A 25711-nucleotide genomic window follows, 5' to 3' on the forward strand; every position below is an offset into this window, starting at 1 on the left:
CAACTTCCCCGGCGGCTCCATGGCCAGCCGCCCCGTCCACTTCATCTGGTTGCTCGACTGCTCGGGCTCCATGAGCGTCAACGGCAAGATCGGCCAGCTGAACTTCGCCATCCGCGAGGCCATCCCGGAGATGCAGCAGGCCGCCGACTCCAACCCCGCCGCGTCGCTGCTCGTCCGCGCCATCTCCTTCGCCAGCGGCGCGAGCTGGCACGTCAGCGAGCCGACCCCGGTCTCCAGCTTCTCCTGGGAGGACGTGCACACGTACGGCGGCACGGACATGGGCGCCGCCTTCAAGCTCGCCGCGGGCGCGCTGCAGACGCCGCCCATGCCGCAGCGCGCGCTGCCGCCGGTGCTCGCGCTCGCCTCCGACGGGCAGCCCACCGACGACTGGCGGGCGGGCCTGCGCGCCATCGACGGCACGCCCTGGGGCAAGCGGGCCGTGCGCGTCGCCGTGGCGATCGGCGACGACGCGGACAAGAGCATGCTCAAGGAGTTCCTCGCCAACCCCGAGCTGGAGCCGCTGCAGGCCAAGAACCCGCGCCAGCTCGCCGCCGCCATCCGCTGGATGTCCACGGCGGTCGTCAAGGACGCCTCGACGCCCAAGGTCGAGGACGCCAAGCCCGCGACGCCCCTTGGCCCGCCGCTGACCAAGGTCGAGGGCGAAGCCGACATCTGGTGACCGCAGAGCAGGGGACAGACCGCGGCGCGGACGTCCGCTGGGCGCTGCTCACCGGCGGGGTCAAGGGCGTCGGCAAGAAGTACAGCCAGGACCGCTGGGCCGCCCGGGCGACCGCGGACGGGCGCGCCGTCGTCCTCACCGTCGCCGACGGACACGGCTCCGCCGCGCACTTCCGCAGCGACCTGGGCGCCCGCTGGGCCGTGGAGGAGTTCACGGCGTGCGCGGAGGCCTTCGCGCACGAGGCGGTGCGGGTCGGCGCGGACGCCGCGGGCTGGCCGGAGCTGCGGGCCGAGGCCCGGCTCCTGCCGCAGGCGGTCGGGCACCGCTGGCACCGGCGCGCGCGGTTCCACGACAGCAGCGCTCCCGCGCGGGGGGCGTCCCCCGCCCAGCGCGCCGCCGCCCACCGGCGGGCGCGCGGCCGGGGCACCCCGGACCTGGCCGCGTACGGCAGTACGCTGCTCGGCGCCGTACTGACCGAACACACGCTGATGTGCTGGCAGTTGGGTGACGGTGACATCGTCCTCGTGGACGACGGCGGCGTGCCGCACACCCCGCTGTCCAGCGGCCCGGACATGGGCGACGAGACCGACTCGCTGTGCGAACCGGAGCCCTGGCGCAAGACCCGTACGCACTGGCAGCCCATCACCGGCGGCCCGCCGCCCGCCGTGCTGCTCTCCACCGACGGCCTGTCGAAGAGCTTCGCCGACCACCAGGGCTTCCTGGACTTCGCCACCGGCGTGCGCGAGCGGGCCGCGGGGCAGGGCGTGGCGGCGGTGCAGGGGCAGCTCGGTGACTGGCTGGCGCGGGCCGCGAAGTACTCGGGCGACGACACGACCCTCGTCGGGGCGTTCGGCGCCCGGTACGACACGAGTGACGCCACAGGAGGACACGAACCGCATGAGTGAAGGAACGGGGACCCCAGCATGAGCAACGGCATGCTCGCCCGCGGGAAGAAGCTGGTGGCCGAGTCGGGGGAGCGCGTCACGGTCGCGGAGCTCTTCGGCTCCGGCGGCCAGGGCGAGGTGTACCGCGTCACGACGGCCACCGGCGACCGCGCCGTGAAGTGGTACTACCCGCAGCTCGCCGACGCCCGCCAGAGACACATCCTGGAAGGGCTCATCGAGAAGGGGTGGGACGACGATCGCTTCCTGTGGCCGCAGTCCATCGTGATGGACCCGGACGGCCGGGAACCCGGCTTCGGCTACCTCATGGACGTGCGCCCGGCCCGCTTCCAGGACCTGCCCGCCCTGTTCCGCCGCGACCCGTCCGTCAAGGACGCCACCATGCGCACCCTGGTGACGGTCGCCCTGCACACCGTCGAGGCCTACCGCGCGCTGCACTCCAAGGGCATCGCCTACCGGGACATCAACTGGGGCAACATCTTCTTCGACCCGCGCACCGGCGACGTCCTGGTGTGCGACAACGACAACGCCGTCGTGGAGGGCGCCCTCGCCGGGGTCGCGGGGACCATGGACTTCATGGCGCCGGAGCTGGTCCGCGGCGACAAGGGCGCGCAGCCCGGCACCCAGACCGACCTGCACTCGCTCGCGGTGCTCCTGTTCCTGCTCCTGATGAACGACCACCCCTTCAACGGCGCGCTCGCCATGCGCATCCACTGCATGGGCGAGTCCGCCAAGCGCAAGCTGTACGGCACCGACGCGGTGTTCGTGTACGACCCCAAGGACACCCGCAACCGCCCCGTGGTGGGGGAGCAGCCGACCGTCATCGCCACCTGGGCGGCCCTGCCGCAGATCCTGCGGGACCTGTTCGTGCAGACGTTCACGGCCGGCCTTCGCAGCCCGGCGCGGCGGGTGCGCGAGAGCCAGTGGCGGGACGCCCTCAGCCAGGTCCTCGACGCCATCACGCAGTGCCGCGTGTGCGGCAAGCAGAACCTCACCCAGCCGGACGGCGCGCCGCCGGACTGCTGGAAGTGCGGCAAGCCGCTTCAACTGCCGCCGCGCCTCGAACTGGTCACCGCCACGGGCACCACGCTGCGCACCCGGCGCGGCATCCGCCTCGACCCGAGCGCCCGCCTCTACGCCCACCACCTGGACGGCGACCCGGAGCGCCACGACTTCAGGGCCGTCGTCGGCGAGGTCACCGAACACCCCCAGCAGCGCGGCCGGTTCGGCCTCACCAACCGCACCCGCGCCACATGGACGGCCCGCAAGCAGGACGGCACGGTCCTGGACGTGGAACCGGGCCGCACGATCGGCCTCCAGCCGGGGCTGCTCCTGGAGTTCGGGGGCGGCGCCGAGGCCGAGGTCAAGGACTAGCCCCCGCCCCGGCCGGGCGGCGTCGCAGCCAGCGGCGCCACCACGGCACGGGGGCGGGCGGCGCGGGCGGCGGTGGCGGTGGCGCGGCGGACAGGGCGGCCCGGCCGGGCGCGGCGGGGACGGCCACGGCGTCCGGGCGCGGCAGCGGCGTGACCGTCACGGCGCACGCCGCGTCCGGCACGTCGACCGTGACCGATCCGCCCGCGGCCCGGTGCGTGCTGCGGGCCACGCTCCGCTCCTCGCCGCGCACCCCGTCGTCCCACGCCACGCGCGCGAGCACGGCGGGCTCGGGCCAGCGGAAGCGGACCTCGGCCCGCCCCGCGCCGGTCCGGCGTACCGTCACCTCGCCGACGGGCCGCGCATGTTCGACGACCACGCTCGGTCCGGCCACCGCGCGCTCGCCGAGCGCGCTCACCGCGGTGAGGCGGAGGCGCCGCCCGGGCTCCGCCGTCACCTCCAGCTCCCGCGCGGGGAGCGGCCCTTGGCCGAGGGCCGCGAACCGCGCCGACACGTCGGCGCCCGGCGCGACCGGGCCCGCGGTCCACGCCACCAGGGTGCTCTCGCCCCGCTCCGGGGCGCTCCAGGCGAGCCGCACCCGGTCCCCGGCGCGGTGTGCCGTCAGCTCCGTGACCGGCGCGGGCCACTCCTCGACCCGGGCGGTGACGCGCGTCCCCGGCGACCAGGCGGTGCCGCCGTCGGGGCCGCCGCCGGGATAGCCGCAGGTGACCTCGTACACGTGCGTCCCCACCGGCAGCGGCACGTCCAGAAGGCGATCGGGCTCGCTCGTCCGGACCGTGCGCGGGGCGCCGCCGTCCGTCGAGCGCCGCACGCGGACGGCGGTCGCGGCCGGGTGGGGGCGCCAGCGGAGCCGTACTCCGTCGGGCACGGGCACGGCCGTCAGGCCGGTGGCGTCCGGCGCGATCAGGACCGGGGCGGTGACGAGCGGTACCCCGGCGACGCGGCCGCCGCGCAGCGGCACGACCGCGTAGCGCAGGGACCGCCCCAGCGGAGCCCGGGCGTCCGCGGTGGTCAAACCCCCGGTGACGCCGCCGAGTTCGGTGGCCCGCTCCGGCGCGCCGTCCGGGAAGCGCAGCACCTGGTACGTCACGGAGGCGGCGGCCCGCGGCGGCCGCCAGGTCAGGCGCACGCGCTGGTCGTCGACGGCCACCGTGGTCGGTGCCCGGCCGGGCACGGCGGTGGCGTCGGCCAGGCCGGTGGCGGCGCGCAGCAGGCCCGTGCGGGTCTCCGGGGCGTCCTCGGCCTGCCGCAGCGCGCCGAGCCAGGCGGTGGCGGCGCCGCGCCAGTCGCCGCGCGCCTCCAGGGCGCCCGCCCGCGCGGCGAGCCGGGCCACGGCGGTGGAGCGGGCCCGCAGCGAGCCCAGCAGGCGGGCGAGGACGTGGTCGTGCGGCGCCCGCGGCAGCGGTTCGGCGACGCGCTCGGCGGCGCGGAGGCGGCGCCCCGGCCAGATGTCGTTGACGGCCTCGGCGGCCCGGCGCACCGGCCCGTCGGCGGGGAATCCGGCGTCGACGGCGGCGGCGAGCAGCCGGGCCTCGCTGCGGTGCACGCCGAGCGCGGCCACGTCGTCGGCGGTGGTCGCGGCGCCCGCCGCGGGCCCCGGCTCCGGTCCGCGGTCCTTGAGCAGGCAGCACAGCTCCCACAGGACCACCCGGCGCAGGCCCATCGGGTCGTCGCGGACCAGGGTCTCCAGGGTGTCCACGACGGCCGCGGCGGTGAGCGCGCGCGGGTCGGCGGACGTCCGCCAGGCGTCCTGTGCCCGGCGCACGTACGGCACGTCCACGCGCTGCCACAGACCGCCGCGGCCGGGGAACCACAGGCCGTCCAGGACCCGGAAGCCGTCGTCCGTCTCGGCCTGCGGCAGGGTGCCGAAGACACCGGACGCCGCCTGTCGCCGGGCCGGTTCGCGCAGCAGGCCCGCGGCGTGCGGGAACCCCAGGTCGCGGATGGCGGCGCGGAGTTCGGCGTAGCCGCGCATGCCGGGGAACTGGGGCAGGGCGGGCAGCGGCGGCAGCGTGCCGGTGTCCGTGGCCCGGACGCCGGGCCGCCAGCTCTGCGCCACCCGTCAGCCTCCGGACGCCGTGAAGAAGTACACGCGGACCACAGCCGTCGACGGGGCGGCGCTCAGGTCGTGGAAGTCGTCGGTGGCGGTCTTGCCGCTGAACATCCCCGGACGGCCCCTGCCGAGCTGCGAGTTGACGAGGTGGGCGTACTCCGTGCCGCCGGGGCCGCCGCCGAAGGTCAGCACCAGCGCGGCCCTGCGCCCCTCCCACCGGCGGGTCTCGCGGCCGATCTGCCGCACGAGCGAGCCCTTGTCGGCGCCCTTGACCGTGAACTCCTCCGGCTCGCGCGCCACCGACGGCGGTCCCGCGGGCTTCCGCTCCGCCGGGGCGTCCGCGCTGCCGGACGGCTCGGGGCGCGCGGCGAGCGGGTCGGGCCGGTCGGCCATCGACACCAGGGCGAGGACGAGCAGCAGGTCGGCGAAGAGCCAGCCCGCTAGCACGACCCCGGCGACCCGGGTCCCGCGCTGCCGTCGCCGCGGGGTCACGTCTCGTCCCCGGGGCGCGCCGACGGGCGCCGCGGCGGCGGACGCAGGGCCGTGGTGCGGTCGGAGCGCACGTCGTCCTCGGCGGGCCCGGCGGGATCGCGGTGGGCGCCGCCGCTCAGGGCGGGGTCGTCCTGGACGTCCGGCTCGCTCGTCGGGTACGGGGCGGGGTCCGGGGCCCGCCCCGGCGGCGGCGCGGCGGGGCCCGGGTCCCCACCCGCCGGAGGAGGCGCGGGCGCGTACGGCACGGACGCCGGGGAGCCGTTCGCGCCGGCCCAGGGCGGCGGCGACGGCACCGTCGCCGCGTACGGAGTGGACACGGTCCTGTAGGCATCGGCCGCGGCGCGGGGGTGTGCTTCCGCCCCGTTCCGCGAAGATGCCCCCGCCGTCGCGAAGGAGCGCACGCCCGAGTCCACCCGGGCGGCCGCGTCCTGCCAGTGCGCGGCGGCGGCGTCCCAGCGCTCGGTGGCCTCGCGCATGCCGTCGACCGCGTCGTTCGTGCGGCCCGTGCTGGTCACCAGGGCCGCGCAGGCCTGCTCGGTGGCCTGGGCCACCGACTCCGTCTTGGTGACGAGGTCCTGCTGGGCGGTGACGAGCGAGCGCAGCGAGGTCTCGATGTGCGCGCCCACCGTCTTGACCTGGTCACCGAGCTGCCGTGCCGCGGCGGCACCGGCACTGCTCGTCCGGGCGGCGGCCTGCTGCCCCTCGCGCACCGCCGTCTCGATGCGGTCGGCGGCCGCGCCGAGCTTCGGCACCTCGGCGGTGAGCTTGCCCGCCGCCTCCTGGAGGGACGTCGTCGCGTCGGTCACCGAGCCGGTGGCGGCGACGAGCGCCTTGTGGTTCTTGTCGGCCTCGGCGGCGAGCGAGCGCATCTCCTGTGCGGCCTGCGTGAGCTGGGAGGTGAACTGCTTCGGCGAGGCGCTGCGGTAGGGGACGAGCAGCATCTGGAGGCGGGTCAGGACGGCCGCGAGGTCCGCCAGGAGCCGCTCGCGCTCCGCCTCCTGGGCGTCCTCCTCCCGCTCGGCCCGCGCGCGCACGCGTGCGTGCACCACGGACAGCAGGACGAGCAGGGCGATCAGGACGACCGCCATCAGGGCCACGTTCTCGAACCGGCCAAGGGGCGACAGATGGCCGCCGAAGCCCGACTGCCACAGCTGGAGGAACGGCCGCGTGGCCTCCTTGCGGTCCACCTTGCTCAGTTCCCCGTACGCGTGCACCGCCTCGCGCAGGCCGAACCAGGTCACCAGGAGCGGCACGAACACCAGCGCGCCGAGCGCGGCCTCCAGGAGCCCGTCGCGCCGCGCCGAGGGTCTGCCGCCGCCGCGCGCGGTGACGCTCTCCGGGCGGACGTAGGCGTGCACCAGGTCCAGCTCGGACCAGCGGTCCAGGCGCTTGTCGTGCTGCACGTCGTGGGCCAGGGCGCCGAGTTCGGCGGCGCGCGGGCCGAGCGCCGGGTTTCCCGCCAGGTCCTGAAGTTGCTTGATGAGCTCCTGCTTGTTCAGCAGCTGTGCGGGCGTCAAGCGCGTACTCCCTGTCTCGGGACCGGTGCGTGACCATCGAGCGCCTCGCCCAGGAGACCCTCGTCAGTCGAGGACGTCACCCCTGCCGCGACGGTTCCTGCCGTCGCGGGTCAGCCGGGCCAACAGGGCCTCGGCGTCGGGGTGTTCAGGGTCCCACGTGAGGCACTTGCCCAGGGCCTCAATCGCCTCATCGCGCGCGCCCCGCCGGTGCAGCTCCCGCGCGTGCCGGTAGGTGCGGCGGGCGAGCAGGGCCCGCACCCGCTCGTTCGTCGGGTCGTGGCCGTAGGCGCAGCGCAGCCAGCGCTCGGCGTCCGGGAAGTGGTCGGGCGCCACGTCGGCCATGGCGGCCGCGCAGTGCACGTCGATCATCGCGTCGAGCACGTCGGCACGCGCGGGGTGCGCGGTGGCCTCCTGCCAGGCCAGGTGCGAGGCCTGCACGGCGTGTTCGTACCGGCCGAGGTCGAGCAGCACCCGGGCCCGGGCGAGCTGCCGCCGGGCGGCGTGACTGAGGGTCTCTGCGGCCTCCCTGGCCTCTGCGGCCTCTCTGGTCTCCCGGGTCTCCCTGGTCCCTTCGGCTTCCCGGGCCTCCCCGGTCTCCTCGGCCTCCCAGGCCTCCGGCTCCTCCCGCGGTTCCCGCTCCACCGGCTGTGCCGCTCCCGTCAGCCCTTCGAGGAGTTCCCGGGCCTCCGCCACGATGTCCCGGAGCAGGGCCACCGCCTCCCGGCGGCGCCCCTGCCCGGCCAGTTCGCGGGCCTGCGCCACGTCGCGGCGTACCGGGCCGGGGGCGTCGTCGGCGGCGAGCAGCGTCGCGGTGAGCGAGGGCGCTTCCGCGAGGGTGTCGCGACCGGGGTCCGGGGGGTCCAGCGGGCCCTCCTCCAGGGAGGCCGCGCCGGACGCGGAGGCGCCGCCGCCCGCGAGGCGCACCGCGTGCTTGAGGGCGCCGAGCGCGAGCAGCTCCCGCGGCCCGTACGCCGTGCTCCGCCCCAGGTCCGCCACGCCCGCGCGGACCTGCGCGAGCCGGGTGGCGCCCCCGACGAGCAGCAGCGTGTCCACGTCGGGGCGGGTGAGCGCCGCCTCGCCCAGCAGGTCGTGGGCGCGCCGCACGGTGCGGCGCACGTGCGGCTGGAGGAAGGCGTCGAGGTGCGGCCGGGTGATCCGCATGCGCAGCGGCGGTCCGGTGCCGAGGTCGAGCGTGAGCGCGGCGGAGTCCGTGGCCGAGCCGTCGGCGGTGCCCAGCTCCTCGCGCGCCTCCTGGGCCCGCTCCCGGTGGCCGAGCCACAGCCGCGCGCCGCCGCCGGTCACGGACGCGGGCCCCCGGTGGGCCCGCAGCAGCCGCACCGCGGAGGCGAGCGCGGCCTCGTCGAAGGCCCGGCCGCCGGAGGTGGCCGCGCCGTCGTAGCCGAGCGCGCGGTAGTGGCCGCGCACGCCGCGCACCAGGCCCAGTTCGAAGCCGTCGTAGCCCATGCCGTACACCAGGAAGGTGCCGCTGTCCCGGTCCGTGGTGTGCCCCATGACCGCGGCGAGCGAGTCGCTGATGAGCCGCACCGGGGCGAGTCCGGCCGCCGCGGCGGCGTCGCGCAGCGCCTGGCGCTGCCGCGACTGGAAGGCGGCGGGCACGCTGATCACCGTCTGCGCGACCGTCCCCGCGCGTTCCTCGACGCGCTCGCGCAGCGCCCGCAGCATGTGCGCGGCCACCGCGTCGGCGTCCTCCGTGCCCTCCCGCCACGGCACCGGACTCCCGCTGCCGAGCAGGGACTTCACGCTCGGGAACACCACCGGCAGGACCCCCGCGGCGGCAGGGGCGCACACCAGCCACGGCCAGTCGGCCGTCGGCAGGTCGAGGCGGCGCACCGGCTGCCCGGCCACCGCGAAGAGCGCCCGCACCCCCGTCGCGCCGAAGTCCACGCCGAGGCTGACCCGGCCTCCGGCGCCCCCCGCCGTCACCCCCGTACCCCCCGCTGCCGTCATCCGCCCGCCATATCGTCGGGGACTTGGAGGATGCCGTCGTAGTCCCGCTTGCTCGGCAGCGACGGCACCGCGCGCTCGGAGTAGGCCACCGCGATCATGCTGCGCAGGTTCTTGGCCTGCTCGGCGGTCTGGATGCGGTTGCCGTTGCGATGGGCCGCCTTGACCTGCTCCACGGCCTCGCTGATCGCCTTGACGGTCTCAAGCGGCGCCCCGTCCGACGCCAGCTCTGCCTGGCGGAACTGGCTGGCGAGCCCGCACTGGTGGTACATGTCGTCGAGCAGCAGCTCGGTGAGGCGCTGGTACTCGCCGCTGTCGCCCATCTCCACGGCCCGCTGCGCCTGGGTGATGTCGCGGCGCACCTTCAGCTCCTGGGTGTGCTCGATGTAGGGGCCGTACCGCTTGAGGAAGTGCCGGGCCTCCCGCTCGGCGAGCCCCAGCTCCTCGCGGAGCACCGCGCTGTCGACCTCCCGCTCGGTCTCGGGCGGCGGTGTGCGCGGCTTGTCGCGCCGGGGCGTCGCCTCCAGGACCATGTCCGTGCCGCGCACGCTGACGCGGACCGTGATGATGCGGTCCGCCGAGTAGTTGAACGACACGTCGACGTGCCGGTTGATCTCGATCTCCTGCGGCAGCTCGAACTCGACCACGCCCTGCTCGTGGTTCTCGCTCGCCACATGGCTGTCGCCCTCGTACACCGGCACCCGGATCAGCCTGCTGTCCGTCGCGTGGAAGGTGCGGGTGCGCGGCTCGGGCAGCGGGAACGGCGAGCCCGCCGGGATGATCGGCACGAACACGTCGCGCCGCGCGCCCTTCACCGCGGCGATGCCCATCGCCATGGGCGTCGACTCGAACAGGCCCGTGGAGCCCACGGGGCGCGCGTTGACCAGGCTCTGGCCGCACTCCGCGCACACCTGCGCGGCGTACTCGTTGGTCTTCAGGCACTGCGGCGCCGGGCACTCCACGCCGTTCAGGGTCTGCGCGAGCACGCCCGCGCCGTAGGCCACGCACTCCATGGGGTTGATGTTCCGGCGCACCTTGTCGCCGCCGAAGTACGCCTCGACCGCCTCGTACACCGGCCGGGTCAGGGTGCCGCCGCCGACGAGCAGGACGTCCGAGATGTCGTCGGGCGTCAGCTCGTAGCCCGTCAGGGTCTCCTTGACCAGGTCCATGGTGCGGGTCACCAGGGGCGCGATCATCTCCTGGAACTCCTCGCGCGTGAGGGCCATTTCGACGTCGACGATGCCCTCCGGGCCGTGGTACGCCGCCGGGATCACGAGGTACGTCTCCGACAGCTCGTTCAGCTCGCGCTTGGCGGCCTCGGCGGCCTTCTTCGCCTGGAACAGGAACTCCTTGTCGCCGGACGGGTCGACGCCCCGCTCGTCCCGCATCCAGGTGATGATCCGCTCCACGATCGCCAGGTCGAAGTCGTCGCCGCCGAGCCAGATGTCCCCGGCGGAGCGCAGCACCTGGAACTGGCTGTGGCCCTCGCGGTCCTTGACGGTGTTCAGGACGGAGATGTCGAAGGTGCCGCCGCCCAGGTCGTAGACCAGCACGCGGCTGCGCGCCCCGTCCGGCCGGTGCAGGCCGAACGCGACCGCCGCCGCGGTCGGCTCGTCGATGATCTTCTTCACCACCAGGCCCGCGCGCTCCGCCGCCTCCCGGGTCGCGGCGCGCTGCGCGTCGCGGAAGTACGCGGGCACGGTGATCACCGCGTGCGTCACCTGCTCGCCGAGGGTGCGGGCCGCGTCCCGCACCAGCTTGTCGAGGATCACGCTGGAGATCTCGGAGGGGGTGCGGCTGCGGCCGCCGAGCAGCACGTGGGCGCGCGGGTCGTCGTCGGGGCCCGACACGATCTCGTACGACAGGCGCTCGCGGGCCTGGGCCACCGAGCGGTCCGCGAAGTCGCGGCCCATCAGCCGCTTCACGGACACGATGGTCTCCTCCGGCTGCCGCACCGCCCATCTGAGGGCGTCCTCGCCGACGAGGGTCTGGTCCTTGCCGTCGCGCCGCGCGAGGCCGACCACCGAGGGGGTGAGCCGGTCGCCCTTGCTGTTGGTGAGGACCGCGATGTCGTCGCGGTGCGGATCGTGGGCGGCGACGGCGCTGTTCGTCGTGCCGAGGTCGATCCCGATGGCCTTCATCCCTGTGCCGTTCCTTTCCTCGCTGCCTGGGTCCGGTCCTCGGCGGCGACCACGACCCGGGCGGCGCGCAGCACGTGCCCCCGGTATCGATACCCGCGCCGCGCCACCTCAAGGACCTCGTCGTCGCCCGTTCCGGGAGGCGCCGGGCGCACGGCCACGACGTGGTGCGTGGCCGGGTCCGCGCGCTCGCCGACCGCGCCGATGAGCTCCAGGCCCGCGCCGGTCGCGGCCGCCTCCAACTGCCGCGCGATCAGGCCGACGCTGTGCCGGCAGGCCGCCGGATCCAGTTGCGGTCCCGCCGCGAGCAGCCGGTCGCACGCGTCGAGCGCGTCGGCGCACGCCAGGAGCAGTCGCTCGGTGTGCGCGCGGTGCGCGGCGTCGCGCTCGGCGAGCGCCCGCGCCCCCTCGTACGCGACGCGCGCGGCCGCCGCGGTGGACTCCTGCTCGGTCACGGTGCCCTCCTCATAGGCCCTCCGGCCGCACTGCGGCCGTTCTCATACGTCGAACCGGATCAGCTCGTCGAGGAGCCGGGCGACCGCCTCGTCGGACAGCGGCTCCCCGGCGGCGGGCCCCGTCGCCCCGGCGAGCAGCCGGTCGATCTCCCGGACGGCGCCCGGCAGTTCGGCCGCGACGTCCACGTCGTACAGGAAGAGGTCGACGAGCAGCCGGCCCGGCACCGTGCGCAGCTCGTCGAGCGCCGCCTGCGCGGCCGGGGTCATCAGGCGCCGGGCGAGCAGCTCGAACGGCGCGTCCCGCAGCTCGGCGCGCGAGGTCCACGGGGTGACCGAGGCCTCGGCGAGCGCGTCGTACGGGCTCGGGGGCCCGTCGGGGTCCTGGATCACGGCGGGGTGCCTTCCTCGGGGTGCGGGCCGGGCGCGTCGGCGGTCAGGGCGGCGCGCCAGCGGCGCACCGCGTCCAGGAGGGCGCGGCGCACCCGCGGGTCCATCGCGTCCGCGCGGGTCGCGCGGATCAGGTGGTGCAGGGCCTTGCGCACGTCGCCCCGGGCCAGCTCGGTCTCCGCGCGGTCGGTCAGCTCGGCGGCCCACGCGGCCGGGTCGTCCTCGTCGGGCGGCGCCTCCGCGCCGTCGCTGCGGATCAGCTCGCCCATGCCCGCCACGCCCAGATCGGTGGCGAGCAGCCGGTCCAGCTCCTCCAGGGCCTCGCCGAGGGTCTCGCGGTAGTTGTGCGTGAGGGCCTGGCCGAGGCCGACGTCGAGCAGGCCGAGCGCCTCGTGGAGCAGCCGGAGGCGGCCGGGCAGCGCGTCGCCGCGCTCGTCGAGGGTGAAGACCAGGGCGCGGGCGAGGTTGTCGCGGGCGTGGTTGGACGCCGGGTTGAGGCCCAGGGCGCGGCGCAGGTCGGCCTCGGCGCCGTACACGTCCGAGCGCATGCCGTGCTTGGTGCGGGTGTAGCCGCGCCACACGCCGCGCATGGAGTACAGCGAGGAGAGCCTGCCGTCCAGCTGGTCGCGCTCCTCGCGGTCGAGGGGGTGCAGCAGCGGCGGCACAGCCTCGACGAGCGCGATGGCCTCGTCGAGCCCGTCGCCGCGGCGCGCCCGGGGCCCGGCCGGTTCGTTGACGAGGGCCTCCACCCGGCCGAGCGCGGTGCGCACGACCGCCTTCTTCGCCCGCGCGGACATCCCGGCCCGGCGCGCGACCCGCACCAGGCGCTCCCACTGTTCGAGGGCGCGGCTCAGGCCGTCCTCGCCGTCGGCGAGGGCGGTGCGGGACAGTTCGAGGCGGGCGCGCACGGCGAGTTCGACGCCGTCCTGGAGCAGCCGCGCGTGCCGGTGCGCGAGGTGGACGTAGGCGGGGTCACGGCGCAGGAAGTCCCGGCAGTGCGCGCACTCCTCGACGTGGCGGCGCGGGTCCGCCGCGGCGGCGGGGCCCGCGCAGTCGTCGGGCAGCGTGGTCAGCGTCGGGAAGGCGGGCAGCGCGCCGAGGGCCGCCGGGAACTTGTGGACCGCGCACAGCGCGAACGACCGGGCGAGGCCGGAGAACGCCCAGCGCAGCTCGCGGGCCGCGTACTCGCCCGGGTCCTTGCCGTCCTTGGCGGCGGCGTCCAGCTGCGCGGCGAGCGCGGCGAGCGGCAGTTGCAGGTCGAGCAGGCGCAGATAGTGCGGCCCGCAGGCGAGGGCGCCGCGCGCCCCGGGCACCCCCGGAAGCCCGCCCACCTCCTTCAGAACCCGCGCACCCCCCAGCTCGGCTTCCAGGAAGGCCGCCAACTCGCCGTACTCCTCGGCCTGGTGGGGCCGCCCCTCCTCGGTGTGCCGCTGCTCGTACGCGGACAGCTGCGCGGACAGGTGGCGGCTCAGCTCCCAGCGAAGCCGGTTCATGTCCTCCGCGGTCAGCTCGCGGCCGTAGCAGGCGGCGCGCTCGGCCCGCCAGCCGTCCCAGTACGCGTCGTCGCTCAGCAGCGTCGACCAGTACGCGAGCGCCTGCTCCCAGGTGCGCGTGGCGTGTTCCCAGGCGCCGCTCTGCTCCAGTTCCTGCGCCTGCCAAAGGCGGGCCACGGCCAGGCCGTGCGCCACGGCCATGTCGCCGGGGGCCGCGGCCAGGCGCCGCTCCCACTCGGCGGCGGCCGCGTCCCGGCCGCGCGCGAGGAGGAGCAGCAGCGGCGCGTCCTCGGGGAAGCGCTCGCACAGCACGTCCACGAGCCCGGGACCGGCGTGCTCGTCGTCGGGCGAGAGCGCGGCGAGCGCGTCCCGCACGGCGTCGGGCGCCTGCCAGCGGTACAGCAGCGCGTCCAACTGAAGCCTGCGGCCCGGCAGTTGGAGCCGGTCCAGGGCGACCCGCTCGGACCAGGACATGCCGCCGCGCTCCAGGAGCGTGTACGGCGCGTCGCTGACGGCGGCCATCGACACGCCGGGGTGCACACCCGCGTCGCGCAGCGCCAGATACGGGTACGTGGCGTCGCGCAGCGCGAACGGGTCGGCGGTCAGCGGCGCGCGGGTCAGGCCTTCGGCCCAGGGCAGCAGGTCGAGCAGGCGCCGCAGCCGCCGTCGGCGCACCTCGGCCCGGTCGAGCCGCCCCGCGGCCCGCTCGTACGCCGCCACCGCGTCGCTCCAGCGCCCTTCGCCCTCCAGCGACCGCCCCTGGGCGTAGGCGAGCTGGGCGTCGGCGTCCCGGTGCCCCAGGCACGCGCCGAACGCCTCCGCGGCCTTCTCCCACTCCTGGTGGGCATCGGCGATGCGGCCGCGCGCGTACGCGTCGACGGCGGCCACGGCAGCCGCGGCTGCCGGGTCCTGCAGGCCCCGCAGCGCCGGGGCCGCCGCCACGACGGCGGCCCACTCGCCCTCGGCCTCGGCGGCCCGGAGCCGCGCGTAGCGGCAGCGCGCCGCGCAGTCCGCGCCGTCGAGCGCGCCGCCGATCTCCTCGTACGCCGCCGCGACCGCCAGCCAGTCCGCCGCCCCCTCGGCCCGCTCCTCGCCGACGCGCGCACCGGCGTGGCGCCGCCGCGCGGGCACGTCCGCCCAGGCGTCCGGCAGGACGCGGTAGACCCGCAGCGCGTCGAGCCAGCGGGCGGCGCCCTCGTGGGTGCGGGCCAGGGCGTAGAGGTAGAGGTGCAGGGGCTCGGGGGCCGCCGGGTCCTGCGCGGCGGCGGAGCCGTTGTCGAAGGCGCGTCCGTAGATCGCGCGGGCCGCGGCCCAGTCCGGGCGCGCCTCCGCGCGGCGCCCCTCCGCCTTGCGGCGCAGCGGGGCGACCGTGCCCTCGCGCGCGGTGTCGGGCACGCCCGCGAGCAGCGCGCAGGCCGCCGCCCAGTCGCGGTGGACGTCGGCGGCCAGGCGCGCGCGGGCGTAGCGGCGGCGCACCCCCACGTCGCCGTCCGCGTACGCGTCCGGAAGGCGTCCGAAGCCGTCGATGACGTCGGCCCACGCGCCCCGGGCGTCGGCGGCCCGGCCGTGCGCGTACAGGACCTGGTCCGCCACGTCGGCGAAGGACTCCGAGAGCCCGCCGAGCCAGGCGAGCGCCCCGTCCCAGTCCGCCCGCTCGCGGCACAGCCGCGCCCGGGCGTAGGCGCAGCGGCCGTCGGCGTCGAGGTGGCCGGAGGCCTGGGGGCCCGCGCCGGGGGCGCGGCGCTCGCGGCACTCCTCGAAGGCCGCGACGGCCGCCGCCCAGTCTCCGCCGTCGGCGGCCGCGCGGCCGTACGCGTAGGACCGGCGGAGGGCGGCGTCGAGGACGAGCGGGGCGCCCGCGCCGGGTGGGGCGCTCGGGTCGGGCGGCGTGTCCGGGTCGGGCGGGGCGTCCGGGGCCGGGGCGCTCGCGCACTCCGCGTACGCCGCCGCGGCCTCCGGCCACCGCCCCGCCGACTCCGCCGCCCGGCCCCGGACGTACGCCGCGCGGGCCGCCGTGGCCGTGTCGCCGGGACGCAGGGCCAGCGCCTCGGCGCAGGCACGCGCGGCGGCGTCCCAGTCGCCCTCGCGGTGGGCCCGCTCCGCGGTGGCGCGGGCCGTGGCGGCGCGCCGGGCCGTGCGCGCGGCGGCGAGCCGCTCCGGCAGCTCCGGGAGGCCGAGCCCGGCGGCGGCCACCTCCTCGTACAGGGAGATCGCCGTGTCCCAGTCGGCGGCGGCCTCCGCGGCCCGCGCGCGGTCGAGCAGTTCGGCGGTCAGGCGCAGCCGCTCCGCGCGGGCGGTCAGCGGCCCCGGCAGCGGGTGCGGCAGCGCCTGGTGGACCACGGCGAGCCGCGCGGCCGCGGCGGCCCCGTCGCCCTCGTGGGCCAGCAGCTCGCACAGCTTCTCCAGGTCGGGCCAGGCCAGTTCGCACGCGGCCTCGGCGCGCAGGCGCCGCTGCTCGTCCTCGTACTGGCGCGTGGGCGTGCGCAGGATGCGCTGCACCTGCGGCCACCGCCCCCGGTCGCGCTCGAAGCGGGCCGCGCTGATCAGCGTGGTGGCGTCCACGTGTCCGACCGGGTTCCTGAAGGCGCCGAGCGCGTCCGCGCCCTCGCGCAGCGGGTCGGCCACGGCGCCGCCGTCGTCGCGCACCTCGCGCGCCTTGAACAGCCACCCGTGGCGGTGGTCCGCGTGCAGGAACAGCGCGGGCGTCGCCCACTCGACGGCGGTGTGCCGCGGCAGGTGCGAGATGCGGCGGCGCGCCGTGGACACCGCCTCGTCGACGGTGCGGTTGGCCGCGAGCTCCTTGAACAGCTCGGGGCTGAAGCGGCCCGCCGACTCGTCGCTCACGCGCCCGCGCATCGCCACCACGGCGGGCAGGCCACCGGCGATCAGCGCCTGCGCGAGCCCGGAGAACGGCTCGGTGTGCGCCCCGTCAGGGCCCGAACTGTCGGCCCCAGAGCAGAGGTTGAGCACCGCGAGACGCAGTCGCGGCGCCTTCAGCAGGATGCCGCTGAGCAGGTCGGAGGGGACGCTGTCGACACCGCCGGACCCCGTCTCCAGCTGGACGACGCCCTTGCCCAGGTCCTCGTCGTAGCGGCCGTGCGCGATGAGCAGGACGGCCGTGGGCAGGTCGGGGTGCGCGCCGAGGGCCGCCTCCAGGCGCTCGCGGGTGGCCGCTTCCACGACGGTCGTGCGCACGGCCACCTCGGGCAGCTCCTGGCGCAGCGCGGCGACCTCCGCGTCCAGGCGCAGGGCCGGGCCCGCGCCGGGCGGCGACGCGCAGGCCACGATCAGCCGGATCAGGCTCGGCTCGTCCGCGGGTGCCGGAAGGCGCCGGCCCAGCGGACCGCCGGGCAGGGAACGCACCAGCGAGTAGGCGGGGTTGAGGGCGAGCGACTGGTGCGGCAGGTCGGCCGGGGCGCACAGCGCCTCGAGGGGCAGCTCCCGCAGGCGCGGCGGCAGGTCGAAGCGGAGCCGGAGACGGCGGCCGGGGGCCGTGCCCTGCGCCAGGTCCAGGGCGGCGGCCAGGCAGGCGGCGGCGGGGGAGGAGCGGGGGCCGCCGGGCGCGGGCGGCACGGTCGGTGCGTGCGGCGGCGGGCCGTACGCGGGGCCGAAACCCCCGTACGCGGAGCCGAAACCCGGGGCGGCGAACCCCGCGGGCGGTGGGCCGAAACCGGGCACGGCGAACCCTCCGCCCGGCGGACCGCCGAGGTTCGTCACGGGTGTGCCGAGGTTCGCCACCGGTGTGCCGAGGTTCCCCGCCGCCGCCCCGAACAGCAGCCCGTACACCTCGCGCCCCAGCTCCCGCAGCTGCTCGGCCGTGTGCCGCTCGCCCATGGGCGCGTGGCCGAGGTCGGCCTCGACGAGCCGGTCCCAGCGGGCGCGGAGCGCCGCGGGCTCGCCGTCCACGGCGATGACGTCCGCGGCGCAGGACGGCCCGCTCATCGCCACGAGGAAGTGGGAAGGCCCGAACGGGCGGACGCGGACGCGCAGTTCCTCGTACTCGTGCACCGCCGCAGGTCACCTCCCGCTCTCGTCGAACTGCTCGCGTACGAAGTCGAGTTCGTCCTGGGCCCGGCGCCGCTCCTCGGCGATCTCGGGGTCGTCGGGGAAGTGGACGAGCGCCGCCGTCAGGGCCTCGACGGCATCCTCCAGGACGGTGCGCGCGCCGGACAGGCTGCCCGACCCCCACCGCTGGAGGGCCAGGCCGCGCAGCACGATACCGAGGCTGAGCTGCGCCCTGCGCCCGTGCGGGCTCAAGTCCACCGAGCGGCGCAAGTCCGCGGCGGGCGCGTCGAGCGCGGAGCCCTCGCGGTTGGCCTCGGCGATGCCGCGGTCGGCGAGGGTGCGCGCCAACTGGCCGTCGACGCGCGGCCGTTCGTTCGCGCCGATGACGGTGCGGGCGGCCTCCAGGGTGGCGACGGCCCGGCTGAGGAGCCCGGCGCGGTGGGCGTCCTTCGCGGTGGCGAGGGCGAGGCCGACGATCTTCGCCTGGGTCTGGCGGTAGCGGCCGAGCCGCCGGGCGTGCACGAGGGCACGCCGCAGGGACGTGGCCGCGGCGTCGAAGTCCGGTGGATCGGCCCTGAGTTGGTCGTGGCCGAGCGTGACGCGGGCGTGCAGCGCGAGGTCCCTGGCGTCGCGGGCGAGCCGTTCGCGGCCGTCGGCCAGGCCCGCGTAGCCCGGGTTCAGCTCGTCGAAGCGCGCGCAGTCCGGCTCGCACACGGGCGCGGCGCCGGGGTCCGCCGCACAGGGCCGCGCGCGGCAGGCGCGGCAGCGCAGCTCTCCGAGCGAGGCGAGGGCGTCACCGGGCAGACCCTGGCGCAACTGGAGCCGGGCGAAGCCGAGTGCGGAGAAGGCGTGGACGAGCGTGTCGTCCGCCGCGGCGGCGGCGAACGCGCCGAGCGCCCGCGCCGCGCCGAGCGCCGCGACCCGCAGCGGTCCGCCGCGCACCGGCACCTCCGGGAGGCCGCCCGCGGCGTCGAGCAGCCGCGCGGCCTCGGCCTCGCGCTGGAGCAGCAGGTCGGGCGGCACCCTGGCATCGGTGTCGGCGGCGCCGTCGGCGAGCCGTCGCGCGAGGTGCTCGCGCAGCGCGGTGCGCAGGTCCGGCACGAGGGCGTCCGGCACGTCGACGCCGTACCGGCGCGCGGCGCCGTGCCGGATCCGCTCCCAGAAGGCGCCGTCGTGCAGCAGCGCGCCCCAGGCGCCCACGCACCGTTCGTGGCTCCCCTGCGGGGAGTTGAGGAGGGTGAGCCCGAGTGCGTGGGTGACGCGGTGGTCGGCCGGGTCGTGCCGGGCGGCGTCGTCGAGGAGGTCGGCCGCCGTGTCGCGGCGGCCGCCCGTGACGAGCGTCGCCGCGTACAGCGGGACGAACGCGCCGCGCTCGCGGTGGAGCGCCCAGGACGCGGCCGTGAGCGCGGCGGCCCGCTCCCGGTCGGGCGCGTCCCCGCCGAGGGCGGTGAGCGCGGCCCGCCGCAGCCGCAGCGCGGCCTCCCGGGCGCCGCCGCCGAGCGCCGCCAGGAGCCAGCGCGCCTCGTCGTCGAGCGCCCCGGCCCGCGCGGCCGCCCGCAGGTCGTCGAGCGCCGCGGCACGGCGGCCCGACTTGGCGCGCACGCAGGCGCGTTGGACGGCGGCCCGCGGGTGCGGATCCTCCCGGTCGAGGGCTTCGGTGAAACAGGCCTCCGCGGCGGCGAGATCGCCTCGCCGCGCGAGCGCGCACCCCGTCCAGAAGGGGGCCGCGGCCCCGCCGGGGTCCGTCTCCCGCGCCCGCCGGAACGCCGCGAGGGCCTGTTCGGCGTCCCCCGCGGCGAGGCGCACGCGCCCGAGGCCGATGTGCGCACGGGCCAACAGGGCGCCGGCCGGCCCTTCGCCGTACCCGTCCCCGTACGTCGAACGCGCGAGGTCCAAGGCCCGCAGGAAGGCGGCCTCCGCGCCCTGCCCGTCCCCGCGCGCCCACCGGGTCTCGCCCTCGGCGCAGGCCGTCTCCGCCGCGCCGCTCGCCGTCTCCGCTCGCGCCCCCACGTCTCACAAGCCCCCGATCAGCGGCCGGTGCCGGGTCAGCCCGCGGCCTCGTCCAACTCGGAGCGCCAGCGGGACTGCTGTCGGTCGTAGTGCAGGGGCCCCACCCGGAACGCCGTCAAGTCGAGCCCCAGCAACCGCTCATACGCCTCGGCGGGAAGGTCCGGTTCCAGGACGACGCTCAGACCGCTGCCCTCGTCCCGCAGGACGAGGGGGCGCCGCGGCGCGGCCGCGGCCCCGTCGCGGCGCGCAAGGCGGCCCACCGCCGCCTTGAACGCCGCGTACGCGTCCCGCACCGCCTCCGCGCCCAGGCCGCTGAGGAAGGCCTGCAACGGCAGCGCGGCGAGGACCAGCCACGGCACGTCGCCCGCGCCGCGGTGCCCGACGGCGCGGCGCACGCGCGCGGTGCGGACGCCGAGGCCGGCGAGCGCGGTGACCAGGTCGTCGCCGAGGGCGTCGGTGACGTCCTGGTCCAGGAGCAGTTCGGCGCGCAGCGGCGGCACGCCGGAAGTGCCGGGCGTACGGGGCGCGTCGGGCAGCGGCGGCGCGTCGGGCATGGGGCGGTCTTCCTTCCGCCGGGGGCACGGGGCATGCGCCCCGCAGCCTAGGCGCGGGGCGCCCCCCGCTGCGGGCGAATCCGGATCTCTCCTTCCCGCCGCCCCTCCCCGAAGCCCTGAACAGGCACTCTTGCCAGATTTATCCGGAATAGGGGATTCATGGAACTTTCGTGGTGCGCCGGGAGTCTTCTGAGGTGAACGCTGAAGCTCAGCTGAACACGGGGGTGTTCCACCTTGACCGACATCGACCTCGGCTTAGACGTCCGGTTCGAGACCGACGGGACCGGCGAGCCCCACGAGACCCACGAAGCTCATGAAACCGACGAGACCGGCGGGAGCGGCACGCCCGCGGAGGCCGCGGGCGGCCGCGAGCTCGTCCCGTACGCGGCACCGCTGACCGTCCCGCCCGTCCTGCGCCCCGCCGGGGGCGACGTCCGCGAAGAGACGGAGATCGCGGTCCGTCCCGCCTGGGTGCGTCTGCACCCGCAGCTCCCGCCCACCCTCATGTGGGGGTACGAGGGCTCCGTGCCGGGCCCCACCATCGAGGTGCGGCGCGGCGAGCGCGTCCGCATCGCGTGGACCAACCGCGTGCCCAAGGAGAGCGAGTTCCCGGTCACCGCGGTGGAGGTGCAGCGCACGGGCCCGCCGCCCAGCACCCTCCCGGGCCGCGAGGGCGTCGAGCCGAACAAGGACGTGGCCGCCCTCCCCGCCTGGACCGTCACCCACGTGCACGGCGCCCAGACGGGCGGGGGCAACGACGGCTGGGCGGACAACGCCGTGGGTCACGGCGACGCCCAGCTCTCCGAGTATCCGAACGACCACCAGGCGGTCCAGTGGTGGTACCACGACCACGCCATGAACATCACCAGGTGGAACGTGTTCGCGGGCCTGTACGGCACCTATCTGGTCCGCGACGACGAGGAGGACGCGCTCCAACTCCCCTCCGGCAAGCGGGAGATCCCCCTGCTCCTCGCCGACCGGAATCTGGACACGGACGAGGACGGCCGCCTGACGGGCCGCCTCCTGCACAAGACCACGATCATCGACCCCAAGAACCCCGAGACGGGCAAGCCGGTCACGCTCCCCTTCACCGGCCCGTACACCACCGTCAACGGCCGCATCTGGCCGTACGCGGACGTGGCCCCCGGCTGGTACCGCTTCCGCCTGGTCAACGCGTCGAACGCCCGGGTCTACGACCTCGTCCTCATCGACGAGGACGGCCGTCCCGTGCCGGGCGCGGTCCACCAGATCGGCAGCGACGGCGGGCTGCTGCCGCGCCCGGTGCCCCTCGACTTCGGCGCCACGGAGGGCTCTTCGCCCACGCTGACCGTCGCGCCCGCCGAGCGCTTCGACCTCCTCGTCGACTTCCGCGCGCTCGCGGGCAAGCGCCTCCGCCTGGTCAACAAGGGGCCGAACGCGGCACCGGGAGTCCCGGACGTGGCGGGGAACGTGCGCTATCCGCACGTCATGGAGTTCCGTGTGGGCCGCGGCGGCGGCGCCCAGGAGACCTTCCGGCTGCCCGAGGTCCTCTCCGGCTCCTTCCGCCCGATCGGCCACGGCGTGCCGCACGGCCACCGCCTCATCGTGCTCACGCCGCCCGCCACCAAGGGCGCCGGCGGACACCCGGAGATGTGGGAGATGACGGAGGTGAAGGACCCCGGGAGCATCCCGATCCCCGCCGACGGCGTCATCCAGGTCCGCGGGCCCGACGGCGCCCTGAAGACCTACCGCAGGACGGCCCGCACGTTCAACGACGGCCTCGGTTTCACCATCGCCGAGGGCGCGTACGAGCAGTGGAGCTTCCTGAACCTCGCCGTCCGGCCGAACGTGACCCACCCCATGCACATCCACCTGGCCGACTTCCAGCTCCTGGGCCGGGACGCGTACGACGCCTCGGGTTTCGACCCGGCCGTCGGCGGCACGCGCGCACCGGTCGCGCACGACCCGGCCACACCGATCCCGATCGCTCCGAACGAACGCGGCTGGAAGGACGTGTTCCTGGTCCCCGGCGGTCAGCTGCTGCGCGTCATCGGCAGGTTCGACGGGGCGTACGGCCGCTTCATGTACCACTGCCACCTCCTTGAGCACGAGGACATGGGCATGATGCGGCCCTTCGTCGTACTGCCGAAGGAGGCCCTGAAGTTCGACCACGGAGGCCACGGCGGCGGCCACGGCGACCACTGAGCCCCGGCTCCCGGACCGCTGGGGGGCGGTCCGGGAGCCCTCGTCAGGGCGCCCCGACCCGCCCCGCCGCCCGGGTCGCCGCGGCCCGCCCCAGGGCCCGGACCATCGGATGCGGCCGGGCCCCGTCCCCGCTCAACTCCGGCTGGAACAGCGTCGCGAGGAAGAAGGGGTGCCCCGGCAGCTCGGCCACCCGCACCTGCCCCGCCTCGTCCGTCCCGGAGAACCGCAGCCCATGGGCCCGCAGCACGTCGAGCAGCCGGACATCGCTCGGCCCGTACGAGCAGTGGTACCGCTCCACCGTCCGGTCCGCCCCGAGCACGGACTCGGCGAGCGACCCGGGTGCGAGGGCCACGGCGCCCTCGTGCCCGACGAGCGAGCAGGCGAGCGGCGCGATGAGCGGGTCCTCGGCGTCGGGGTCGTTCTCGGCGTGCGCGGCGCGGGCGAGGCCGCACACATGGCGGGCGTACTCCAGGAGCGCGTGCTGGAAGCCGCCGCAGGTGCCGAGGAAGGGAATGCCCTCCTCGCGCGCGGTGCGGATCGCGGCAAGGGCCCCCGCCTCGCTGCGGTACGGACTCCCGGGCAGCATCCACACCGCGTCGAACCCCCGCACGGCGTCCGGCTCGGCGGCGTCCTCGGTGGGGATCCAGTACGCGTCGAGGACGAGCCCGTCCCGGGCGGCGAGCGCGTCCAGGAGGACCGGGACGCGGGTGTGCGAGACGACGGTGGGGGAGCGGTCGCCGACGAGGGCGAGCCGGGCGGGCGGCACGGCGGCAGCGTTCCCGGCGGGGAGCGTGGTGTTCGCGTTCATGACGGCCATCCTCAACACCGGCCCCCGTTCACGTCCAACGACGAAATCTGCACCCGCGATCAGCGTCGCTAATGGGGCCCGCGATCCTGGACCCCATGGACCCGCACCTCCTCCGCACCTACGTCACCGTCGCCCGTCTCGCCTCCTTCTCCGCTGCGGCCCGCGCCCTCGGCTACACCCAGTCCGCCGTCTCGCAGCAGGTCGCCGCCCTGGAGCAGGATCTCGACACGCCGCTCCTGACCCGCCGCCCCGTCGCGCCCACGCGCGCGGGCGAGCGGCTCCTCGAACACGCGGGGCCGCTCCTGCTGCGGCTCGACGCGGCGCGCGCGGAGGTCCTCGCCCTCGCGGGCGAGCCGGACGAGGGCCTGACGCTGGCCGCCGCCCCCACCGCCCTGACGCCGCGCACGCTGCGGGCCCTGCCGTCGACGGGCGTCACGCTGCGGGTCGTCGACCGGGCCGCGGTCCCCGAGGCCGTCGCGGCCGGCGCCGCGCACCTGGGGCTCGTCGACGGCCTGGCCGCGCCCACCGACCCGCTGCGCGTCGCCGACGTCGCGCCGCTCACCACCCGGGGCGCGGGCGAGGAACCGGTGTGCGTCCTGCTGCCCGCCGGGCACCCGCTGGCCCGCCGCGCAGGCCTGCGCCTGGGCGACCTCGCGGACGCCCGCTGGCTGGACGCGCCGGGCACGGGCCTGCCCCTGGACCAGCTGCGCGCCGCGACGGGCCGCACGGGCTTCCGCCCCGCCCTGCGCTACGACGGCACGGACGTACGGACGCTCATCGCGCTCGTGGCGGCCGGACACGGGCTTGCTCTGCTGCCCCGCTCGGCGGCGCCCGCAGGACCGGCCACGGGCGCGCGCGGCACCGACGGAGCGAGCGGCCCGGGTGACTTGGGTGACTCGGGTGACACGGGTGACTCGGGCGGGGCCGTCGCCGTGCCCCTCACCGCGCCCCGCGTCGTGCACCGCACCGAGCTGCTGCACACCGGTGCCCTGCGCGGCGCCGCGGCCGCCTTCGCCGCGCGCCTGGACATCACCCGTTCGTGAATCGTCACGCCGTCGCACGCCGGGTAGGGCTGTGGCCGGAGGCGAGCCATGAAACAGACCGCGTTGCGTCCCAAGCCCATGCCCGGACGGGAGCCCGACAGCGGCGCCCCACCCGCCAAGGGCCACCGCCCGCACGCCGCGCGCCGCCGCGGCAAGCGGCTCACCACGCTCCTGCTCGGTCTGCTGTGCGCGACGGTCCTGGTGCTCACGGGTGTGGGCCTCGGCACCGTGGGCGCCACCGTCATCGGCATGAGCAGCCTCGCGGAGATGCGGCGGCAGGCAGGCGCGGGCGCGTCCCCCGGCGAGCCGGGGCGGACACCCCCCGACGCGCGGCTCACCGGCAAGGCCGCTCCCGGCGAGCGGCCCACCGGCAGGACGGCGGCGGCGACCACGCCGTCGGGCCCGAAGCCGCAGGCGCTCAGGGCTCCGGGCCCGCGCCTGGTCCTCGGCGTGGAGGCGGCCGACGCCCCCGCCCGCGGCGGCGCGCTGCTCGTCGGGGTGCACGTGCCGGGCCCGGGCCACGCGGCGGGGCTCCTGCGGCGCGACGTCGTCGTGGCGTTCGGCTCCACCCGGGTGCGCACGGCGGCGGACCTCGTCCGCGCGGTGGCCGCGGCCCGGCCCGGCAGGAACGTCACTCTGACGGTACGTCACCCCACCGGCGCCCGCAGGACCCTGACGGTCACACCGGGCTTCACCACCTGAGGGCGCCCGACGGGGGACGGCCGCCTGAGGGCGCCCGCGGCGGGCCGTCAGACGACCCGGAAGTGCGACGTCAACCGCCGCTCGTCGTCCAGGACATGGAGGGTGAACCCCGCCGGGGCGTCCAGGTCGACCAGGCCCTCGCCCTCCCACGGCAGCCGCAGCGTCGAGACCACGCCGGGACCGACGATCAGCGGCCGCCCCGCGAAGGTGGTCGCGGCGGGCGTGTGCGCGTGCCCGATGATCAGGCCCGCGATCTCCGGACGCCGCTCCACGAGCGCCCGCAGCCGGTGCGGTTCGCGCAGCGGCCACGCGGTGTCGAGCCGCGGGTGGTGCACGGGCACGGGGTGGTGGTGGAAGGCCAGGAGCACCGGCGTCTCCCCGTCGAGGCCGTCGAGCCGGTCCTCCAGCCAGGCGTACGTCGTCTCGTCGAGCAGTCCGTGGTCGTGGCCCGGCACGCTGGAGTCGAGCAGGAGGACCTCGACGCCGCCGACGCGGTGGGCGCTGTTCACGGGCTCCTCCGACGCGCTCGCCGCCGGCTCGCCGAGCAGGGCCGTGCGGAAGGGCGTGCGCCGGTCGTGGTTGCCGGGGCAGGTGAGCACCGGCCAGGGCGCGTCGGTGAACAGCACGCGCGCGGCCTCCTTGTACTCGGCCTCCTCGCCGTGGTCGGCGATGTCACCGGTCACGAGCAGCGCGTCCACGGGCCGGGGCAGCGCCCGCAGCCGCTCCATGACGCGCTCGGCGCGCTCGGTCGCCCGGGCGTCGCCGTCCAGGTGAAGGTCACTGATCTGCGCAAGTACCAGCATGTCGTACGCCCCTCCCGCGCCCGGCACCGTCCACGTGTCCCCGTACGTACCCGGGCCCGGCCTCGAACTAATGGATGCAGCGCATCTAACCATTAGTCGCGGGTGCGGGGAACAGCCACGCGGGAACAG

At 76.6% G+C, this 25711-nt stretch carries 18 protein-coding genes; 6 read left to right on the forward strand and 12 right to left on the reverse strand.

Going from position 1 to position 25711, the window contains the following annotated elements; genetic code table 11:
• Positions 1–19: 19 nt before the first annotated feature.
• The 3 genes from CP982_RS31865 to CP982_RS31875 are packed head-to-tail and all read left to right on the forward strand — an operon-like array spanning position 20 to position 2955.
• Positions 20–679, forward strand: coding sequence for a vWA domain-containing protein (locus tag CP982_RS31865; protein WP_150515814.1), 660 nt, complete (start codon positions 20–22; stop codon positions 677–679).
• Positions 676–1584 (forward strand): protein phosphatase 2C domain-containing protein, encoded by a 909-nt coding sequence (locus CP982_RS31870; protein ID WP_170316521.1) that lies wholly within the window; start codon positions 676–678, stop codon positions 1582–1584. The genes CP982_RS31865 and CP982_RS31870 overlap by 4 nt, the downstream gene beginning before the upstream one ends.
• 18 nt (positions 1585–1602) lie before the next feature.
• Entirely contained in the window at positions 1603–2955 is a 1353-nt protein-coding gene (locus CP982_RS31875) for a protein kinase domain-containing protein (protein ID WP_150513606.1), read from the forward strand.
• Here CP982_RS31875 and CP982_RS41900 read toward each other — a convergent pair.
• The 10 genes from CP982_RS41900 to CP982_RS31925 form a co-directional block, all read right to left on the reverse strand.
• Positions 2945–5032, reverse strand: coding sequence for a hypothetical protein (locus CP982_RS41900; RefSeq protein WP_170316522.1), 2088 nt, complete (start codon positions 5030–5032; stop codon positions 2945–2947). The genes CP982_RS31875 and CP982_RS41900 overlap by 11 nt on opposite strands.
• Positions 5033–5035: 3 nt before the next feature.
• Complete coding sequence (locus tag CP982_RS31885; protein ID WP_229878637.1) at positions 5036–5518, reverse strand: hypothetical protein; 483 nt, start codon at positions 5516–5518, stop codon at positions 5036–5038.
• Complete coding sequence (locus tag CP982_RS31890) at positions 5515–7035, reverse strand: hypothetical protein (RefSeq protein ID WP_150513607.1); 1521 nt, start codon at positions 7033–7035, stop codon at positions 5515–5517. Before CP982_RS31890 ends, CP982_RS31885 begins: the two co-directional genes overlap by 4 nt.
• Positions 7036–7098: 63 nt before the next feature.
• Positions 7099–9003: an Hsp70 family protein gene (locus CP982_RS43005; protein ID WP_150513608.1), complete on the reverse strand. Its 1905-nt coding sequence runs from the start codon at positions 9001–9003 to the stop codon at positions 7099–7101.
• Positions 9000–11141, reverse strand: a complete 2142-nt coding sequence (locus tag CP982_RS31900; protein ID WP_150513609.1) for an Hsp70 family protein — start codon at positions 11139–11141, stop codon at positions 9000–9002. The genes CP982_RS43005 and CP982_RS31900 overlap by 4 nt, the downstream gene beginning before the upstream one ends.
• Positions 11138–11593, reverse strand: coding sequence for a nucleotide exchange factor GrpE (locus CP982_RS31905; RefSeq protein WP_150513610.1), 456 nt, complete (start codon positions 11591–11593; stop codon positions 11138–11140). Before CP982_RS31905 ends, CP982_RS31900 begins: the two co-directional genes overlap by 4 nt.
• A 42-nt stretch (positions 11594–11635) precedes the next feature.
• Positions 11636–11983 carry a hypothetical protein gene (locus CP982_RS31910; RefSeq protein ID WP_150513611.1) on the reverse strand — a complete coding sequence of 116 codons (348 nt, stop codon included), beginning with the start codon at positions 11981–11983 and terminating at the stop codon, positions 11636–11638.
• Positions 11980–17481: a CHAT domain-containing protein gene (locus CP982_RS31915; protein WP_150513612.1), complete on the reverse strand. Its 5502-nt coding sequence runs from the start codon at positions 17479–17481 to the stop codon at positions 11980–11982. Before CP982_RS31915 ends, CP982_RS31910 begins: the two co-directional genes overlap by 4 nt.
• A gap of 9 nt (positions 17482–17490) precedes the next feature.
• Positions 17491–19488 (reverse strand): tetratricopeptide repeat protein, encoded by a 1998-nt coding sequence (locus CP982_RS31920; protein WP_150513613.1) that lies wholly within the window; start codon positions 19486–19488, stop codon positions 17491–17493.
• Positions 19489–19523: 35 nt separating this feature from the next.
• Positions 19524–20042, reverse strand: a complete 519-nt coding sequence (locus tag CP982_RS31925) for a hypothetical protein (protein WP_150513614.1) — start codon at positions 20040–20042, stop codon at positions 19524–19526.
• A 234-nt stretch (positions 20043–20276) separates the two neighbouring features.
• On the opposite strand from CP982_RS31925, the gene phsA reads away from it, so the two are divergent.
• Positions 20277–22226: an O-aminophenol oxidase PhsA gene (gene phsA / locus CP982_RS31930; protein ID WP_221515275.1), complete on the forward strand. Its 1950-nt coding sequence runs from the start codon at positions 20277–20279 to the stop codon at positions 22224–22226.
• Positions 22227–22269: 43 nt separating this feature from the next.
• Here the strand turns inward: phsA and CP982_RS31935 are convergent, their stop codons facing one another.
• Positions 22270–22992, reverse strand: a complete 723-nt coding sequence (locus CP982_RS31935) for a CTP synthase C-terminal region-related (seleno)protein (protein WP_425329816.1) — start codon at positions 22990–22992, stop codon at positions 22270–22272.
• Between the two features lie 137 nt (positions 22993–23129).
• Between CP982_RS31935 and CP982_RS31940 the strand changes: the two genes are divergently transcribed.
• Entirely contained in the window at positions 23130–24077 is a 948-nt protein-coding gene (locus tag CP982_RS31940) for a LysR family transcriptional regulator (RefSeq protein WP_150513616.1), read from the forward strand.
• 48 nt (positions 24078–24125) lie between these two features.
• Positions 24126–24779, forward strand: coding sequence for a PDZ domain-containing protein (locus tag CP982_RS31945; protein WP_150513617.1), 654 nt, complete (start codon positions 24126–24128; stop codon positions 24777–24779).
• Between the two features lie 47 nt (positions 24780–24826).
• Here the strand turns inward: CP982_RS31945 and CP982_RS31950 are convergent, their stop codons facing one another.
• On the reverse strand, positions 24827–25582 hold the full coding sequence (locus tag CP982_RS31950) for a metallophosphoesterase (protein WP_150513618.1): 756 nt from the start codon (positions 25580–25582) through the stop codon (positions 24827–24829).
• Between the last annotated feature and the right edge of the window lie 129 nt (positions 25583–25711).

The sequence above is a fragment of the Streptomyces spectabilis genome, assembly GCF_008704795.1.
Classification (GTDB): Bacteria; Actinomycetota; Actinomycetes; order Streptomycetales; family Streptomycetaceae; genus Streptomyces; species Streptomyces spectabilis.